The organism is Halopseudomonas salegens (genome assembly GCF_900105655.1).
Taxonomy (GTDB): domain Bacteria; phylum Pseudomonadota; class Gammaproteobacteria; order Pseudomonadales; family Pseudomonadaceae; genus Halopseudomonas; species Halopseudomonas salegens.
In genome coordinates this window covers 3,621,652-3,639,011 of the sequence record NZ_LT629787.1, presented here as the reverse complement: position 1 = coordinate 3,639,011, position 17,360 = coordinate 3,621,652, and the positions used below count along the sequence as shown (strand labels likewise).

Genomic DNA, 17,360 nt, shown 5'->3' with positions numbered 1-17,360 from the left:
ACGGTGATCTCCGCAGATCAGTTGCGTTGCCTGAACTCTATCAGGCTCAGGCCACTGCATACAGACTGCCGCTCTGATCACTTATCCTTCTGCTGACCGCTTTTGCCTGCCTGATCCAGGCGAAATTGATTGATGGTCTCTCGCAGGGCTTCCGCCATCGCCAGCAGGTCGGCCGAAATACGCTCGGTTTCGCGGGCATCCTGCGCGGTTTGCTCGGCCGACTGACTGATCTCTTCCAGGTTGCCACTGACCGCTTCCGATACCTTGCTTTGCTCGTCAGCAGCATTTTCCATCTGCTGGTTCAGTTCGGTAATTTCACGAATGGCGGTGGCGATGGTCTGCAGTTCACTTTCAACCTGCAGGATCGATTCGACTTGCTGCCCGGCCCGGGAGGATGCCTGTTCCATGGTATCAACGCACTCGGCCACTTCACGCTTGAGGCTTTCGATGGTGCGGCGAATTTCTTCGGTAGAGTCCTGAGTCCGCGATGCCAGGGCGCGAACCTCATCGGCCACGACAGAGAAACCGCGCCCTGATTCACCCGCCCGAGCCGCCTCGATGGCCGCATTCAGTGCCAGCAGGTTGGTCTGGTCGGCAATATTGGCAATCTCCGTCAGCATCACGTTCATCGAGTTGGTGCGCTGGCCCAGTTCGGCAATACGCCGCGCGCCTTCCTGCACCTCGCCGTTGAGTTGCTCGATACCGGCAACGGCGGTGTGCGCCTGGCGTTCGCCACTACTGGCCGCATCCGCCGTATCCTGCGATTTGCGGCTGGTGTTGATGGCGTTTTCCCGCACCTCGACCGCTGAGGCAGCCAGCTCGGTGGTGGCGCTGGCAACCTGATCGGTATTGTCTTTCTGCGCAACCACTTCGCGGACCGTGGTCTGGGCCTTGCTGGCGATTTGCTGGGCGGCTAGCTGCACCTTGCCGGCGTTGTCCATTACTGCGTGCATGCTGACGTTGATCTGACCAACCATGCGATTGAATGCTCGCGCCACATAGCCGATCTCGTCATCTCGCGAGTCATCCAGGCGGATGGTCAGATCGGAATTGTCGGCAATCGACTCCATGCGGTCATGCAACAGACGCAGGCGCGAGATGACCAGGCGGGCAAGCACCAGGGCGGTAGCCACAAAGGCCAGGATAAAAATCAGGATCTGCACGCCACCACTGGTCAACAACTGGCCTTGCAGACGTGCATCGCTTTCAGCCAGGGAGTAATCCACCCGGACGGCACCGAGAATGTCCCCTTCCTGAGCCTGGTGGCACATCAGGCAATTCACCCCCTGATAGTCTGCCATGGCTACGATGGGTTCGATCAGGGTGTACACCCGCCCCTGGTCATTCTCGGAATAGAATTCCAGCCGCTCACCCTGCAAGGCCTCCATTTCCTGTTCTGATCGCTGTTGCTGATAATCCGCACCGGGTCCGTAGAGTGCGTTCAACACATCGCTGCGGACCACGCGCACATCCAGTACCGATTCCGGTGCCATCATCCGCTCACGCAGCATTTCCTTCTGACCGATGGTGCCGGTCACCATCATGGTGTTGATGGCATCAAAAAATGACTTCTGCAATCCGTGTACGTATTTGCTCGAATACTCTTCCATGTGCTCGCGCTGGGTGTAATTGGCATACAGGAGGGTGAAAGCCAACACCAGGGTGAAGGCGCTGGCCAGGGTTGCCAACAACAGAAAACGGATCGAGAAATTCTTTTTCATACAGCGTCTCTTTGGCCAAGGCTACTCACGCAGCCTGTCAGGTCAGATCGGGATCAACAGGTGTAGCACATTAAAATGCCATCAAGGGTATTTCCATGCCGTGGATCAAGACAGCAGCGAATAATCCATCTCGCCGGCTCAACCGCACTGGCCAGATGAAACCTGGTCACCTTTATGATAATCGGCGAGCGGGACGACAACTTTATTTTCTTCAAACCCGACAAGCGTGTGTGCACCCCCATCAGCCACTTTTCTGTTTGTTATTTTTGACATACACTCGAAATATCACACACCCAGCCCGCAGGCCTGCACCATGTCATCTGACCGTATTTACCCTGCCCAGCGCCCCGAATCCATGGATGCGTTCTGGATGCCCTTTACCGCCAACCGCCAGTACAAACAGCGCCCGCGCCTGCTGGCCAGCGCCGAAGGCATGTATTACGTCGATGTGGATGGCCGTCAGGTGCTGGATGGCACCGCAGGTCTCTGGTGCTGCAATGCCGGGCACGGCCGGCGGGAGATAGCCGAAGCCGTCAGCACGCAAATTCAGCAGATGGACTTCGCCCCGACCTTCCAGATGGGCCACCCGCTGCCCTTTACCCTGGCTGAGCGCCTGGTCGAGATTGCCCCAGCGGGCCTGAACCGGGTGTTCTTCACCAATTCCGGTTCCGAGTCAGTCGATACCGCGCTGAAAATTGCCCTCGCCTACCACCGCGCCCGTGGCGACAGCAGCCGCACACGACTGATTGGCCGCGAACTCGGCTACCATGGTGTCGGCTTTGGCGGCATTTCCGTTGGCGGCATGGCCAATAATCGCAAGGCTTTCAGCGCCCAGTTGCCCGGCGTCGACCATTTGCCGCATACGCTCGACCTTGGCCGCAACGCCTTTACCCGTGGCCTGCCGCAACACGGGGCCGAACTGGCCGACAGCCTGGAGCGGATGATCCAGCTGCACGGTGCCGAGAATATCGCCGCTGTGATCGTCGAGCCGTTATCCGGCTCTGCTGGCGTCATCCTGCCGCCGCTGGGCTACCTGCAACGTCTGCGCGAAATCACCCGCGCCCACGGCATTCTGCTGATCTTTGATGAAGTCATTACCGGTTACGGCCGTGTCGGCGAACCTTTCGCCGCCCAGCGCTGGGGCGTCACCCCGGACATCATCACCACCGCCAAGGGTCTGACCAACGGCGCCATTCCCATGGGTGCGGTGTTCGTCAGCGATGCCATTCATGATGCCTTTATGCACGGCCCGGACAACCTGATCGAATTTTTCCACGGCTATACCTATTCCGGCCACCCGGTTGCCGCTGCCGCCGCGCTCGCCACCCTCGACATCTACCAGCGCGACGGCCTGCTGACCCGCGCGCAGGATCTTGAACAGTACTGGGAAGACGCCCTGCACAGCCTCGGCGACCACCCCAACGTGATCGATATTCGCAACACCGGGCTGGTCGGTGCGGTCCATCTCGCCAGCCGCGATGGCGCGCCCGGCACCCGAGGCTATGATGTATTCGAAGAATGCTTCTGGCAGGGCGCCATGGTGCGCTGCACCGGCGACATCATCGCCATGTCACCGCCCCTGATTGCGGAAAAAGAACATATTGATCAGTTGATCGAGATCCTTGGGCGAGTGATCAACAAAGCCAACTAACTCAACTTGCCAACTTGTGTTGCACAGATCGCACACTTGATTCGGCAGAGCGTCGTGACGGGCCGCCGGTCGCGGACCGTCGATGGCATGGACGCCATCGACGAGCTACAGGGACGTACTTGCCGCGTGTCCGCGCCCGGCGGCCCGTCATGACGCAACACACTGAACCCTACGATCAACGCAATGCACGGACTATCAGGAAACGATTTATGACTTTGCAATTGACCCACTTTATCAATGGCCAACGCACTGGCCCCAGCGCCCGCACCCAGGCGGTGTTTGAACCCGCTACCGGACAGCAGCGCGGCCAGGTATCGCTGGCCAGTGCCAGCGAAGTAGAAAATGCTGTAAGCCAGGCCAAGGCCGCCTTCCCCGCCTGGGCCGCCACCACCCCACTGAACCGCGCCCGCGTCCTGTTCAGATTCAAGGCCCTGCTCGAACAGCACGCCGACGAACTTGCTGAACTCATCACCCGTGAACACGGCAAGGTCTTTGACGACGCCAAGGGCGAACTCACCCGCGGCCTCGAAGTGGTCGAATTTGCCTGCGGCATTCCGCACCTGCTCAAAGGCGAGCACAGCGAACAGGTCGGCGGCGGTGTCGATGCCTGGTCCACCAACCAGCCGTTGGGCGTAGTGGCCGGCATCGCCCCGTTCAACTTCCCCGCCATGGTACCCATGTGGATGTTTCCCATCGCCCTGGCCTGCGGCAACAGCTTCATCATGAAGCCCTCGGAAAAAGACCCCAGCGTCCCCCTGCGCCTCGCCGAACTGCTCAAGGATGCCGGCCTGCCCGATGGCGTATTCAACGTGGTCAATGGCGACAAGGAAGCCGTCGATGTGCTGCTGACCCACCCCGATGTCGAAGCCGTCAGCTTTGTTGGCTCCACACCGATCGCTGAATATATCTACGCCACCGGCAGCGCCCACGGCAAGCGCATACAGGCGCTGGGGGGAGCAAAAAACCATATGGTGATCATGCCCGACGCTGACCTGGATCAGGCCGTCAATGCCCTGATGGGCGCCGCCTACGGCAGTGCCGGCGAACGCTGCATGGCCATCTCGGTGGCCGTCGCCGTCGGTGATGAGGTCGCTGATCAACTGGTCGCCGCGCTCGCCCCCAAAGTCCGCGCCCTGAAAATCGGCGATGGCATGAATCCCGGCATGGAAATGGGCCCACTGGTATCCGCACAGCACCTGGCCAAGGTCAAAGGCTATGTGGATGCCGGCGTCAGTGAAGGCGCCGAGCTGGTGGTGGATGGTCGTGAGGTGAGCGTCGCCGGCCTGGAGGATGGCTTTTTCATCGGTGGCTGTCTGTTTGATCGGGTCAACGCCGAGATGAGCATTTACCGCGAAGAAATCTTTGGTCCGGTGCTGTGCGTAGTGCGCGTACCGGACTACGCCAGCGCGGTGCAACTGATCAATGCCCACGAATACGGCAACGGCACTGCCATCTTTACCCGCGACGGCGACAGCGCCCGCCAGTTCTGCAACGAAATCCAGGTTGGCATGGTTGGCGTCAATGTCCCCATCCCGGTGCCCATGGCCTTCCACAGCTTTGGTGGCTGGAAACGCTCACTGTTTGGCCCTCTGCACATGCATGGCCCGGATGGGGTGCGCTTCTATACCCGGCGCAAGGCCATCACTGCACGCTGGCCCACAGGTATCCGCAGTGGCGCTGATTTCAGCATGCCAACCATGAAGTAAGGCCTTCGCGGGGTGGTCCAAACGTGACCCATCGGTTACATTCCTCGTCATGTATTGCAGTCCACAAGAATGCTCCCGTGTCGGCCACTGGACCGGCACGGTATTACAGCGCCCGCTTTTGACGGGCTTGCGAGCCATGCTAGGAGTCTTGCCCGATGTCACGTTTGCCAGTCATTGTCGGTTTTGGCGGTTTCAATGCCGCTGGCCGCAGTTCCGGTCATCACGGTTTTCGCCGCACCGTCCTGGAGTCTTTGCCCGCGGCAGACAGGCAGGAAACGCTGGCCGGGCTGGCTGTGCTGATGCAACTGGTCAAGGTCAGCAATGATTGCTACGTGGATGATGAAGGCCAGGTACTGACGCTGGCCGAGATTGAACAGCGCTTTGGGCAGCAGATCCTCGATGGCACCCTGGTACGTCGTATTGAAAAACGTCATCTGGATGTGGACGCCGCCCACTGGCAGAAGAATCTTACCGTGACCGGTGAAGCCGGCAAGCCTTTCTCTTTCATGACCCTGGCCAAACAACTGCCCGAACCGCTGCCGACCGACTGGGTGGTCGAGCCGTTGAACGCTACCGATGTCATGGTCACCGTGTACGACGGCTGCGACCTCAAGGTCGACAGCTATCGCTCACTGGCGGTGAAATCAGCCGGCCAGTTACCCAGCGGTTTTGAGCCTGGTGAACTGTACCCTTCGCGTTTTCACCCTCGCGGCCTGCAGCTGACCATCACCGCCGCCAGCGACGCCCTGCACAGCAGCGGGCTGAACTGGGATGCGGTGATGGCAGAAATCGAGCCCGATCAGGTAGCGGTATTTGCCAGCAGCATCATGAGTCAGGTCGACGACAACAGTTTTGCCGGCCTGATGCAGTCACGTCTCAAGGGTGGCCGGGTAACGGCCAAACAGTTGCCACTGGGCCTGAACAGCATGCCGGCCGACTTTATCAACGCTTACGTCCTCGGCAGCTTCGGCACCACAGGAGCCGTGACCGGCGCCTGCGCCAGCTTTCTGTACAACCTGCAAAAGGGCATCGACATGCTCGCCAGCGGGCGCGCCCGCGTGGTGCTGGTGGGTAGTGCCGAGGCGCCGATCACCCAGGAGTGCATCGAGGGCTATGGCGCCATGACCGCACTGGCGACCGAAGACGGCCTGCGCGCCATCGAAGGTCGCGATGAGGTCGACTTCCGTCGTGCCAGCCGCCCCTTCGGGCAGAACTGCGGCTTTACCCTGGCCGAGTCCGGCCAGTTCGTGATGCTCATGGATGATGAACTGGCACTGCAGCTGGGGGCGGATATTCATGGCGCGGTGACCGATGTGTTTATCAACGCCGATGGCTACAAGAAGTCCATTTCCGCGCCCGGCCCGGGCAACTACCTGACCATGGCCAAGGCCGTTCATAGTGCCATGCAGATACTCGGCCCCGATCGGGTACGCCGGAACAGTTTTGTGCATGCCCATGGCTCGAGCACGCCGGGTAACCGGACCAGCGAATCCGAACTGCTCGACCGCGTGGCCGCTGCTTTCGATATTCTGCGCTGGCCGGTGGTTGCCGCCAAGGCCTTCGTCGGCCACTCGCTGGCCAGTGCCAGCGGCGACCAACTGATTTCTGCCCTCGGCAGCTTCAGGTACCAGTTGCTGCCAGGCATCAAGACCATCGACCAAATCGCCCCTGACGTACGCCATCAGCACCTGGATTTTTGCCTCAAGGACCGCGCGTCAGAAACGCCACTGGAGGCCTGTTTTATCAATTCCAAGGGGTTTGGCGGCAACAATGCCAGTGCCGTGGTGCTGGCCCCGCAGGTCGCCGAAAAGATGTTGGCCAAGCGCTATGGTGAAGCCGTCTTTGCCGACTACTGCCAACGCCGTGAAGCCACCCGCAGCAAAGCCCGCAGCTATGATCAGCAAGCACTGAAGGGCCAGCTTGCCACCCTGTACCATTTCGGCAAAGGCATGCTCAACGATGCCGACATCGAACTGAGCGACAGCGGCATTCATATGCCAGGTTATGCCAAATCACTGAGCTTCAAGGTGGATGAGCGGTTCAAGGATATGTTGTGACGGCGGAGTGGTCAGTGTCTAGCGGTTGGCTAAACCATTACTCCGGCTTATTGATGGGATTAAAGATAGCGTAGACCGTGCATTATCCGGTCACCCCCCTCTCCCCAACCCCTCTCCCGCCAGGGGAGAGGGGCTTTGATAGTGCGCCCGAGAAGTAATTGCAGTCCTGAAAGCCAGGAAATAACGAGCTAACAGTCACCCCTCTCCCCTGACGGGGTGAGTGGAAAGATCTCAACCCAACGAAACCTTACTTCTTCACCTTCGCCTGTGCCGCTGCAATAAACGCGGCCATCTCGGCTTTCTTGTCGGCTTCGATTGACTGCACGTTGGGGTTTTCCGCCAGTTTGGCCAGCAGCGCCTTGGCTTCGGGCAGCTCGGCGAGCAGGTCAAGACCGAAGAGTTTTTTGCCGACGCCCATCGCCAGATCAATACTGTAGAGGAACATCAGATCGGCAATGGTCATTTCGCTACCGGCGACATAGGGCGAGAAGCTGGCGTGTCGTTTCAGGGTGGCGATGCCGGCCAACAGGTCGGCCCTGGCTTTCTCTTTCACTTCATCGGACACCTTGCCACCGAAGAAAACTTCCGGGTAGCAGGTACGCGCCGGCAGCTCGATATACAGCTCGATTTCCTTGGTCAACGCTCGGGCCACGGCACGCTGGTAGGGGTCAGCCGGCAGCAGTGCCTTGCCGCCCTGGGTGTCTTCCAGGTATTCCAGAATCACGTTGGTTTCATTGATGAAGCCGTGCTCGGTTTCCAGGCAGGGCACCTTGCCGCGCGGGCTCATTTTCAGGAAGCTTTCATCCTGGCTGCCAAACACTGTGTTGATCTTGAATTCCAGACCTTTTTCCATCAGCGCCAGCTTGACCATGTTGAAATAGTTACTGACCGCAAAACCGTGCAATGTAAGCATGCTGCAAACCTCTTGAAGACGTATTGTTATGTGCTCCCCTTGTAGCCCCTTGACGACAAAAATGCCAGTGCCATCACCGGCCTGAATACAGGCTTCCAGACCATCCCGAGATGGAAAAAACGCCATGTATTGATCCCGGACACCCCAACGCCAGTATTCCACGCTAGACTGTGATGGCACCCACTTCCCGGGTACTGATGAAGGAAACTGCCTATGCTCAGCTCCGATGAAATTGATGAAATCAACCTGCTGCTTCAATACAACCTGGCCAACACCCAGGAAGGCCTGAAGATCCACCGGCACGAAGCCCCGCCAGAGGCAGTTGCCGCTGCCGAGCGCCTGTTCCGCAAGGGGCTGACCAGCAAGGCCGATGGTGGTTATCTGACCAGCCTGGGTCTGGATGCCGTCGAGCATAGCCAGACGCTGCTGACCATCTTGCGCACGGCCTGACGAGGAAGCCATGCCGGCATCGGGTGAAATTCGTCTGGAGCTGCAGGAGGGTATTGATCGCAAGACCCTGACCACCCTGCGCAAACGCTTCAGTCAACTGAACCAGACCCGCCTGCGTCGTGTCACTCAGGCCCTGGGTAGCCGGCAATACCTGGTGCTGCAACTGATCCCGTTGCTGTTTGATGTCAATCATCCGCTGTTGCCCGGCTACATTGCCGGGCACACGCCGCGCGGTCTGGCCACCTATCTGCCGGATAATGAGACCTTGCTGGCCGCCCAAAGCCTGACCCGGAGCTTCAGCTGGCGCAAACACCCGGCCGGTTTCAACCCACAGATTCATGCTCTGTATCTGATGGGCAGCGGGGGCACCATTGCGCAATCGGATAAAAGTGATCTGGATATCTGGGTGTGCCATGATCCGGCACTGAACGAGGCCGAACGCCTGGAGCTGGCCAGCAAATGCCAGCTGATTACCGACTGGGCCGACACACTGAACTGTGAAGCGCACTTCCATCTGATCGATCCGGCACGCTTCAGTCGCGGCGAACGCGACAATGACCTGACCACCGAGGATTGCGGCAGCTCACAGCACTATCTGCTGCTCGACGAGTTCTACCGTACCGCCATCCTGCTTGCGGGTCGCTACCCGCTGTGGTGGATGGTGCCGGTGTACGAGGAACACAACTATCCGGAGTACACCAAAGCCTTGCTCGGCAAGCGCTTTCTGCGCGCGCGGGACGCCCTCGATCTGGGCCATCTGGCCGAAATTCCTGCCGGCGAATATGTTGGGGCCGGCCTCTGGCAACTGTTCAAGGGCATCGATTCGCCTTACAAGTCCGTACTCAAGCTGCTGCTGACCGAGGTCTATGCCAACCAGCATCCGGATGTCGAGTGCCTGAGCCTGAGTTTCAAGCGCGAGGTCTATGCCGGCGAGCCGGATGCCGATGAGCTGGACCCGTACATCATGCTGTATCGCAAGGTCGAAGCCTATCTCAAGGCACGCGGTGATCTGGACCGTCTGGATCTGGTACGCCGCTGCCTGTACCTGAAAGCCGATGTGCGTTTGAGTCGGCGCGGCGGCATGCTCGACTGGAAGCGTCAGTTGATGGAAAAACTGGTGCGCGAATGGCAGTGGGATACCCGCCAGTTGCAGCAACTGGACAACCGCCGTCAGTGGCGGGTGGAAGAGGTCAGCCGCGAACGCCGCCAGTTGGTCAGCGAGCTGACCCACAGCTATCGACTGCTGTCGCATTTCGGCCGTAGCCACAATGTCATCAACGCGATCAACAACCGCGACATGTCGTTGCTTGGCCGCCGCCTGCATGCGGCTTTTGAGCGCAAGGCCGGCAAGGTCGAAGTGATCAACCCCGGCATTGCTCCGGACCTGGCCGAACCCCTGCTCACGCTGGCAGCCGAACAGCGTGACGGACAAGCCTCCTGGGCATTGCTGCGCGGCTCGCTGAACCTGACCGAAATAGATGCGCACAAGCCGCTGAAACGCACCCGGCATGTGATGGAGCTGCTCACCTGGGGTTATCGCAACGGCGTGATCGACGCCGCCAGCCGTTTCGCATTGCACCCTGGCGACAGCGCGCTGAGCGAATTCGAATTGAATAACCTGCTGACCAGCCTGCGCCAGAGCTTTCCCTTGCCTATGCCGGTCCTGACCGAAGCCGCCCTGTCACGCGCCAGCCAACCCTGCCAGGTGCTCTTGCTGGTGAATGTCGGGCTGGACCCGCTGCCCGCCAGCAGCCAGAAGAATTTGCACCTGATCAGCAGCCATACCGATGCTCTGGGTTATTCCGGCCTGCGTGACAACCTGATACTGAGCATCGACCAGATCACCCTGAACAGCTGGAATGAAATCCTGGTCAGCCGTTATGACGGCGAACAGGCCTGCATTCAGGCATTGTGCGACTTCCTCAATCAGGGCCAGGCCCATCAACGCCTGCCGGAACTGCAGGTAGCCTGTTATTGCCGCAACCGCTCCAGCGCCATTGCCGAGCGGGTCGAAAGCCTGTTCCGCGATGCTGCCGAACGCTTGCTGGCCGAGCCGGCACAACAGTTTCTGCTGCAGGTGCAGACCGGTTTTCGTTTGCTCGAGCGGCGCAACGGGGCCATCGAAGTCACCGCACTGGACGACCAAGAAGCACTGCAACGGCACCTGGGACGCAGCAAGCCACGGCATACCGCACTGCATCTGGACAATTATGCGCTGCAAGGGCAGGACCTTGCGCTGGTTCTGCGCCAGGATCAACCGGGCCGCACGCAGGTCTTTTTCCGCTTGCTCGGCAACCAGCAGGCGGAACTCTATGTGCTCGACGAGCGTGGATCATTGTGGCGCCAGCGCACGGCCTATCAGGACGAACAAACATTGTTGCTGCCGCTGCTGCGTTTTCTCTACAGCGTACGTTTGCGCCGGCAGATCAACCAGCCACTGGATGCCCAGCGCAATCAGGACGAGCTGCAGATAGGCGAGATTCTGCCTGCCGGGGCCAACCACCCGACCCGGGTCGTGCCGCGCAAGGTCCCGGAATTAAAACTGGAGGCGGACTTTTACGCGGTGCAGGCGATTGCCGAACCGAGTGATCAGCACAGCAGCTGGGTAGTCAGCATTTTCTGTGAACACCGTGAGTTTTCCGCCCTCGAGCATGGAGACCAGCTGTTTTCAGCGGTGGCCCGGCATATTCTGGAGCGGCGACGCGAGCATTCACGCTATCCCTGCTATATCACCGACCTTGATCTCTCTGCTGCCGATCCCGCCGGCAAGATGCAAACCGTCCATTACCTGCGCTATCGCCAGCAACTGGAACAGTCATTGAATCAGGCCATGGACAGCCTGCGCCAGTAATCGCAAGGGCTGGTATACTGCTTGGCAACGATGCCAACTTTATCAAGGAAGCCCCATGAAAACTTTCAGTGCTGCCTGTTTCCTCATCCTCATGCTTGCCGGCTGCGGCCAGAAGGGCCCGCTGTATCAGCCCGAGGGCACGGTACAACCCTCCAGCGGGGCTGAAGAAGAAGTTATCCAGCAACCCTCGCAGAAATGAGTGAGCGCATGTCAGCTTTTGAATACCGTGATGGCGAATTGTTCGCCGAGGATGTTGCCCTGCGCCAGGTCGCCGAGCAACACGGCACGCCCTGTTTCGTCTACTCGCGGCATGCCATCGAACAGGCCTGGCTGGCCTGGGATGAGCCCCTGAAAGATTGCTCTCGGCTGGTTTGCTTTGCGGTCAAGGCCAACTCCAATCTTGGCGTACTGAATCTGCTCGCGCGCCTTGGCGCCGGCTTCGATATCGTCTCCGGCGGTGAACTCGAGCGGGTGCTGGCCGCCGGTGGTGATCCGGGCCGGGTGGTGTTTTCCGGGCTGGGCAAAACCGCCGCCGAAATGCGCCGTGCGCTGGAAGTGGGCATCTACTGCTTCAATGTCGAATCCAGTGCCGAGCTGGAACGCCTGCAACAGGTTGCTGCCGAGCTTGGCGTCACCGCCCCGGTGTCATTGCGGGTCAACCCCGATGTCGACGCGGGTACACATCCGTATATCTCAACCGGCCTGAAAGAAAACAAGTTCGGTATCGATATTGCCGATGCCGCAGCGGTCTACCGCCACGCCGCCAGCATGCCGAATATCGACGTGAAAGGGGTCGACTGCCATATCGGCTCGCAACTGACCGAGGTCAGCCCTTTTCTGGATGCGCTTGATCGCCTACTGGTACTGGTCGATGATCTGGCTGCGGAAGAGATCTGCATCCAGCATCTGGATCTGGGTGGTGGCCTGGGCGTGACCTATGACGACGAACAGCCACCGAGTCCGGGCGAGTATCTGGGCCAGGTACGTGAACGCCTGGGGGATCGCCAGCTGTCGCTGGTGTTTGAGCCCGGTCGCTCGATTGTGGCCAACGCCGGTGTATTGCTGACCCGGGTGAATTTCCTCAAGCCCACTGCGCACAAGAATTTCGCCATCGTTGATGCGGCGATGAATGACCTGATTCGCCCCGCCCTGTACAGCGCCTGGATGGGCATTGATTCGGTGCACCCGCGGGATGACCGGCCGTCTCAGGTCTGGGATGTGGTCGGCCCGGTGTGCGAAACCGGTGATTTTCTCGGCAAGGACCGCGAGCTGGCACTGGCCGCCGGTGATCTGCTGGTTGTGCGTTCGGCGGGCGCCTATGGTTTCGTCATGAGCTCCAACTACAATACCCGGCCTCGCGCCGCCGAGGTGCTGGTTGCCGGCAATCAGCAACACCTGGTGCGTCGGCGCGAAACCATCGCCGAACTCTTTGCCGGCGAAAGCCTGCTGCCCGAGGCCTGACATGTTGCTGCGATTCACCAAAATGCACGGGCTGGGCAACGACTTCATGGTCATCGACCTGATCACCCAGCACGTCAGCCTCAATCCGAAACTGATCCGCCTGTGGAGTGACCGGCACTTCGGTATCGGCTTTGATCAGCTGTTGCTGGTCGAACCGCCAACCGACCCGGAGATGGATTTTTGCTACCGCATCTTCAATGCCGATGGCAATGAAGTGGAGCAATGTGGCAACGGTGCACGCTGTTTTGCCCGATTTGTGCAGGACAAGCGGCTGACGGCGAAGAACGAGATCCACGTGCAGACCAACGGTGGCCCGATCGTACTCAAAGTACGCCGCGACGGTCAGGTTCGGGTCAATATGGGCGCACCACGGTTTACGCCGGCAGAGGTTCCCTTTCAGGCTGACGCCGAAGCAGACATCTACGCCCTGAGCGTTGGCCAGCAGACGCTGGACGTAGCCGCCCTGTCGATGGGCAACCCACACTGCGTCACCGTGGTGGATGATCTGGACAGCGTCGGTGTCGAGCAGCTGGGGCCACTGATCGAAAACCACCCCCGCTTTCCCCAGCGGGTGAATGCCGGCTTCATGCAACTGCTGGACCCGCAACATATTCGCCTGCGCGTGTATGAGCGCGGTGCCGGGGAGACCCTCGCCTGCGGTACTGGCGCCTGTGCCGCCGCGGTCGCCGGTATTCGCCAGGGCCTGCTGCAATCGCCGGTCAAGGTGGATCTGCCGGGTGGGCAACTCTTGATCGAATGGGCCGGACCCGGTAAACCGGTATTGATGACCGGCCCAGCCACACGGGTATACGAGGGGCAGATACGGGTATGAGCGACAACCGCGCCAAGACCGAACAGCCATTGCCAACCGCCGAGCAGGTAGCCAGCTACCTGCGTCGACATCCAGCCTTCTTCGCCGAACACGATGACTTGCTGCCGGAACTGATCATTCCACATGAGCGCGGCCATTCAATCTCGCTGGTCGAGCGCCAGGTCAAGCTGCTGCGTGAGCGCAATATCGAAATGCGCAACCGGCTGAACCAGCTGATGGATGTGGCCCGCGACAATGATCGCTTGTTCGAGAAAAGCCGGCGCCTGATCCTCGATCTGCTGGAAGCCGACAGCCAGGAGCAGATCATCGCCCAGGTCGAAGACAGCCTGCGCAATGACTTTCAGGTGCCCTTTGCCAGCCTGATCCTGTTCAGTGAAACCGAACGTTTCAGCAATGCGCACTGCGTTACCCATCAGGCCGCGCGTGAAGCCATTGGGCATCTGCTCGACAGTGGCAAGACCCTGAGCGGCATCCTGCGTCCCGAAGAGCTCGCTTTCCTGTTTGGTGATGGCGGCAAGGACGTGGCCTCCTGCGCCTTGTCACCCATCCAGCATCAGGGCCTGCACGGTGTGCTGGCGCTGGGCAGTCGCGACCCCGGCCATTACAAACAGGCCAGCGGCACCCTGTTCCTCGGTTTCATTGCCGACGCCCTCGGTCGGCTGCTCCTGCATCCGCCACAATTGCGCGACGAAGCGCCGGCCAATGATGCCTGAGCACACAGCATTGTTGCCGGCACTGCAGGCCTTTCTGCATCACTTGCAGACCGAGCGACAGGTATCGGCACAAACCGTCACAGCCTACCAGCGTGATCTGCAGGCACTGGCCAGCGCCATGGCCGAGCAGCATCTGGATAGCTGGCAGCAACTGGATCAGGCGCATCTGCGCCCCATGCTGGCGCGCCGGCACCAACGCGGCCAGTCTCCGCGCAGCTTGCAACGCTGGCTCAGCGCGATCCGCAGTTTCTATCGCTACCTGCAACGTGAAGGACAGTGCACACACAATCCGGCGCAGGATCTGCGGGCACCCAAGGCCGGGCATAAATTGCCGAAAACCCTGGACACCGACCGTGCCGCGCAATTGTTCAATCAAAGCGCAGAGCCCGACTGGATTGCCCTGCGTGACAACGCCATGCTGGAGCTCTTCTATTCCTCCGGCCTGCGCCTGGCCGAACTGGCCGCGCTGAATACCCAGGATCTGGATCTGAGCCAGGGCGAAGTCAGGGTCACCGGCAAGGGCAACAAGACGCGCATATTGCCGGTCGGCCGCAAAGCGCGCGAAGCGCTGAACACCTGGCTGGCTGCGCACCCACGGCTGGAGGCCACCGGTAGTCCCTTGTTTGTCAGTCAGCGCGGCCAGCGCCTGGGGCACCGCGCCATACAGTTGCGCGTGCGCCAGGCCGGGCAGCAGATGCTGGGGCAGAACCTGCACCCACACATGCTGCGGCACTCCTTCGCCAGCCACCTGCTGGAGTCTTCCAGCGACCTGCGCGCGGTGCAGGAGTTGCTCGGGCACGCCGACATCAGCACCACCCAGGTGTATACCCATCTGGATTTTCAACATCTGGCCCAGGTGTATGACCGCGCCCATCCCCGCGCCAAACGCAAACCGAGCGACTCATGATTCAGCTGTTGACCTTTGATCTGGACAATACCCTGTGGGAAACCGAACCCGTGGTGGCTGCTGCAGAGAAAATTCTGCTCGACTGGCTGGAGCGGCAGGCGCCGCTGTTTACCCGCAACCTGGACAGCGATGCACGCCGCGCCCTGCGCAAACAGGTACTGGCAATCGACCCCGAACTGCGCCACCGGGTCACTGATCTGCGTATCGCCGTGTTGCGCCACGGACTGCGCCAGGCCGGCTACCCCGAAGCCGAAGCCAGCGCCCTGGCACTTCAGGGGTTTGACGTATTTCTCGAAGCGCGCCATGCCGTCGAGCTGTTTCCGCATGCCGAGCCGCTGCTGGCTGAACTGTCCAGGCATTTTGCATTGGCGACTATTTCCAACGGCAATGCCGATGTGCGCCGGCTGGGGCTGGACAAGTATTTTCAGGCGATTGTGTCGGCCGATGAAGTGGGTATCAGCAAGCCCGCGCCAGAGCCCTTTCTGGCCGCGCTGCAGCGGGTCGGCGTAGAGCCGGCCAATGCGCTGCATATCGGTGATCACCCGTCCGATGATGTGCTGGGAGCCCGTAGCGTCGGCATGGGCAGCCTCTGGTTCAACCGCCACCGCACACCCTGGCCGGAAGAGCACCAGCGTCCGGATGGCGAGGTGCATTGCCTGAGTGAAATCGGCGGCTGGGTGACGGCGTTCAACACCACCGACGGGACTCAGAGATAGCCGAGACCAACCTGAAACAACTTTTCCACCTGCCGGACCGCCGTCTTGTCGGCCAGGAACAGGATCAGGTGATCGCCATCCTCGATAACAGCCTGGCTATCGGCAAGCATTACCTCGTCATTGCGCAGCAAAGCCCCCACCCGGGTGCCCTCTGGCAATGACAGCCTGGCGATTGACTTGCCGACCACGCGTGAATTACTCGGGTCACCATGAACCACCACTTCCAGCACTTCAGCTGCACCCCGTCTGAGTGTATGCACAGCCGCCATATCTCCACGGCGTACATGACTCAGCAAACCGCTGAGCGTTGACTGCTGGGGAGACAGCGCAATATCGATCAGGCCACCCTGCACCAGGTCGATATAGGCCGGATTGTTGATCAGTGTAATGACCGTTCGGGCGCCGAGTTTCTTGGCCAGCATGGAAGACATGATATTGGCCTCATCGTCATTGGTCAGCGCCAGAAACACATCCGTGCGCCCCACGCCTTCCTCGATCAGCAAATCCCGATCCGAGGCGTTCCCGTGCAGGATGATGCTACCCGGAAGCAAGGGCGACAGATGTTCACAGCGCACACGCCGCTGCTCGATCACTTTGACCTGATAATGCTGCTCGACCTGCGCAGCCAGGCGAGCGCCGATATTGCCGCCCCCGGCTATCAGGATTCGTCGATAGGGCGGCTCCAGGCGCTGCAATTCAGCCATTACCGCCTGCACCGCATCCTTGACTGCCAGTACAAAGACTTCATCACCTGCTTCTATGACGGTATCCGGGTCAGGGTCCAGCGCCCGCTCTTGCCGATACACCGCCATGATCCTGGCCTCGGCATCCGGAATATGCTGGTGCAGGGTAGCCAGTGTCTGGCCAACCAGCGCGCCACCAAAACGCACCTTGAGCACGATCAATTGCAGGCGCCCCTCGGCAAAGTCCAGCACCTGCAAGGCACCCGGATATTCCAGCAGGCGGATAATGCCCTGGGTTACCAGTGTTTCCGGGCTGATGAGCACATCAACCGGAACGGCATCACGATTGAAGAGTTTTTCCTGGTTCTGCAAATAGCCCGGCTCACGCACCCGGGCAATCCGGTTGGGTATGGCAAACAGGCTCAGGCCTACCTGGCAGGCAATCATGTTGATTTCATCGCTACTGGTAACGGCAACCAGCATATCGGCATCGTGGGCCCCGGCCTGACTGAGTACTTGCGGCAAGCTCGCCGAACCACAGATGGTCCGTATGTCGAAGCGCTCTTGCAGATTGCGCAAGCGGTCGGCATTGCTGTCAATCACGGTAATATCGTTCGCCTCACCCGACAGGTGACCTGCCAGTGTTCCACCTACCTGCCCGGCGCCAAGAATAATGATGCGCATAAACTGCTCCCGTGC

The 17,360-nt window shown here is 60.1% G+C and carries 14 protein-coding genes; 11 read left to right on the top strand and 3 right to left on the bottom strand.

The window, feature by feature from the left end; translation table 11 throughout:
- Positions 1-77: 77 nt before the first annotated feature.
- On the bottom strand, positions 78-1,721 hold the full coding sequence (locus BLU07_RS16810; RefSeq protein ID WP_092389206.1) for a methyl-accepting chemotaxis protein: 1,644 nt from the start codon (positions 1,719-1,721) through the stop codon (positions 78-80).
- 313 nt (positions 1,722-2,034) lie between these two features.
- Between BLU07_RS16810 and BLU07_RS16805 the strand changes: the two genes are divergently transcribed.
- The 3 genes from BLU07_RS16805 to BLU07_RS16795 all read left to right on the top strand — a co-directional run bounded on the left by BLU07_RS16805 (position 2,035) and on the right by BLU07_RS16795 (position 7,135).
- A complete protein-coding gene (locus tag BLU07_RS16805; RefSeq protein ID WP_092389204.1) occupies positions 2,035-3,372 on the top strand; it encodes an aspartate aminotransferase family protein in 1,338 nt (445 codons plus the stop codon).
- A 209-nt stretch (positions 3,373-3,581) separates the two neighbouring features.
- On the top strand, positions 3,582-5,078 hold the full coding sequence (locus tag BLU07_RS16800) for a CoA-acylating methylmalonate-semialdehyde dehydrogenase (RefSeq protein WP_092389203.1): 1,497 nt from the start codon (positions 3,582-3,584) through the stop codon (positions 5,076-5,078).
- 155 nt (positions 5,079-5,233) lie between these two features.
- Complete coding sequence (locus tag BLU07_RS16795; RefSeq protein ID WP_092389201.1) at positions 5,234-7,135, top strand: beta-ketoacyl synthase; 1,902 nt, start codon at positions 5,234-5,236, stop codon at positions 7,133-7,135.
- Between the two features lie 247 nt (positions 7,136-7,382).
- Here BLU07_RS16795 and BLU07_RS16790 read toward each other — a convergent pair whose 3' ends face one another.
- Complete coding sequence (locus BLU07_RS16790; RefSeq protein WP_092389970.1) at positions 7,383-8,048, bottom strand: glutathione S-transferase; 666 nt, start codon at positions 8,046-8,048, stop codon at positions 7,383-7,385.
- 213 nt (positions 8,049-8,261) lie between these two features.
- Here BLU07_RS16790 and BLU07_RS16785 point away from each other — a divergent pair, with 213 nt between their 5' ends.
- From BLU07_RS16785 to BLU07_RS16750, 8 genes are read left to right on the top strand one after another with little or no spacing between them, the layout of a single operon-like run.
- Complete coding sequence (locus BLU07_RS16785) at positions 8,262-8,498, top strand: TIGR02647 family protein (protein ID WP_092389199.1); 237 nt, start codon at positions 8,262-8,264, stop codon at positions 8,496-8,498.
- A 10-nt stretch (positions 8,499-8,508) separates the two neighbouring features.
- Positions 8,509-11,349 (top strand): class I adenylate cyclase, encoded by a 2,841-nt coding sequence (locus tag BLU07_RS16780; RefSeq protein WP_092389197.1) that lies wholly within the window; start codon positions 8,509-8,511, stop codon positions 11,347-11,349.
- Between the two features lie 55 nt (positions 11,350-11,404).
- Positions 11,405-11,548, top strand: coding sequence for an LPS translocon maturation chaperone LptM (gene lptM / locus BLU07_RS16775; protein WP_092389195.1), 144 nt, complete (start codon positions 11,405-11,407; stop codon positions 11,546-11,548).
- A gap of 8 nt (positions 11,549-11,556) precedes the next feature.
- Entirely contained in the window at positions 11,557-12,810 is a 1,254-nt protein-coding gene (gene lysA, locus BLU07_RS16770) for a diaminopimelate decarboxylase (protein ID WP_092389968.1), read from the top strand.
- A 1-nt stretch (position 12,811) separates the two neighbouring features.
- A complete protein-coding gene (dapF, locus tag BLU07_RS16765) occupies positions 12,812-13,642 on the top strand; it encodes a diaminopimelate epimerase (RefSeq protein WP_092389193.1) in 831 nt (276 codons plus the stop codon).
- Positions 13,639-14,355: a DUF484 family protein gene (locus BLU07_RS16760; RefSeq protein WP_092389191.1), complete on the top strand. Its 717-nt coding sequence runs from the start codon at positions 13,639-13,641 to the stop codon at positions 14,353-14,355. The genes dapF and BLU07_RS16760 overlap by 4 nt, the downstream gene beginning before the upstream one ends.
- Positions 14,345-15,262, top strand: a complete 918-nt coding sequence (xerC, locus tag BLU07_RS16755) for a tyrosine recombinase XerC (RefSeq protein WP_157719240.1) — start codon at positions 14,345-14,347, stop codon at positions 15,260-15,262. Before BLU07_RS16760 ends, xerC begins: the two co-directional genes overlap by 11 nt.
- A complete protein-coding gene (locus BLU07_RS16750; protein WP_092389189.1) occupies positions 15,259-15,978 on the top strand; it encodes an HAD family hydrolase in 720 nt (239 codons plus the stop codon). The genes xerC and BLU07_RS16750 overlap by 4 nt, the downstream gene beginning before the upstream one ends.
- Here the strand turns inward: BLU07_RS16750 and trkA are convergent.
- Positions 15,969-17,345, bottom strand: a complete 1,377-nt coding sequence (gene trkA, locus BLU07_RS16745; RefSeq protein ID WP_092389187.1) for a Trk system potassium transporter TrkA — start codon at positions 17,343-17,345, stop codon at positions 15,969-15,971. The two genes, BLU07_RS16750 and trkA, sit on opposite strands and share 10 nt — an antisense overlap.
- Between the last annotated feature and the right edge of the window lie 15 nt (positions 17,346-17,360).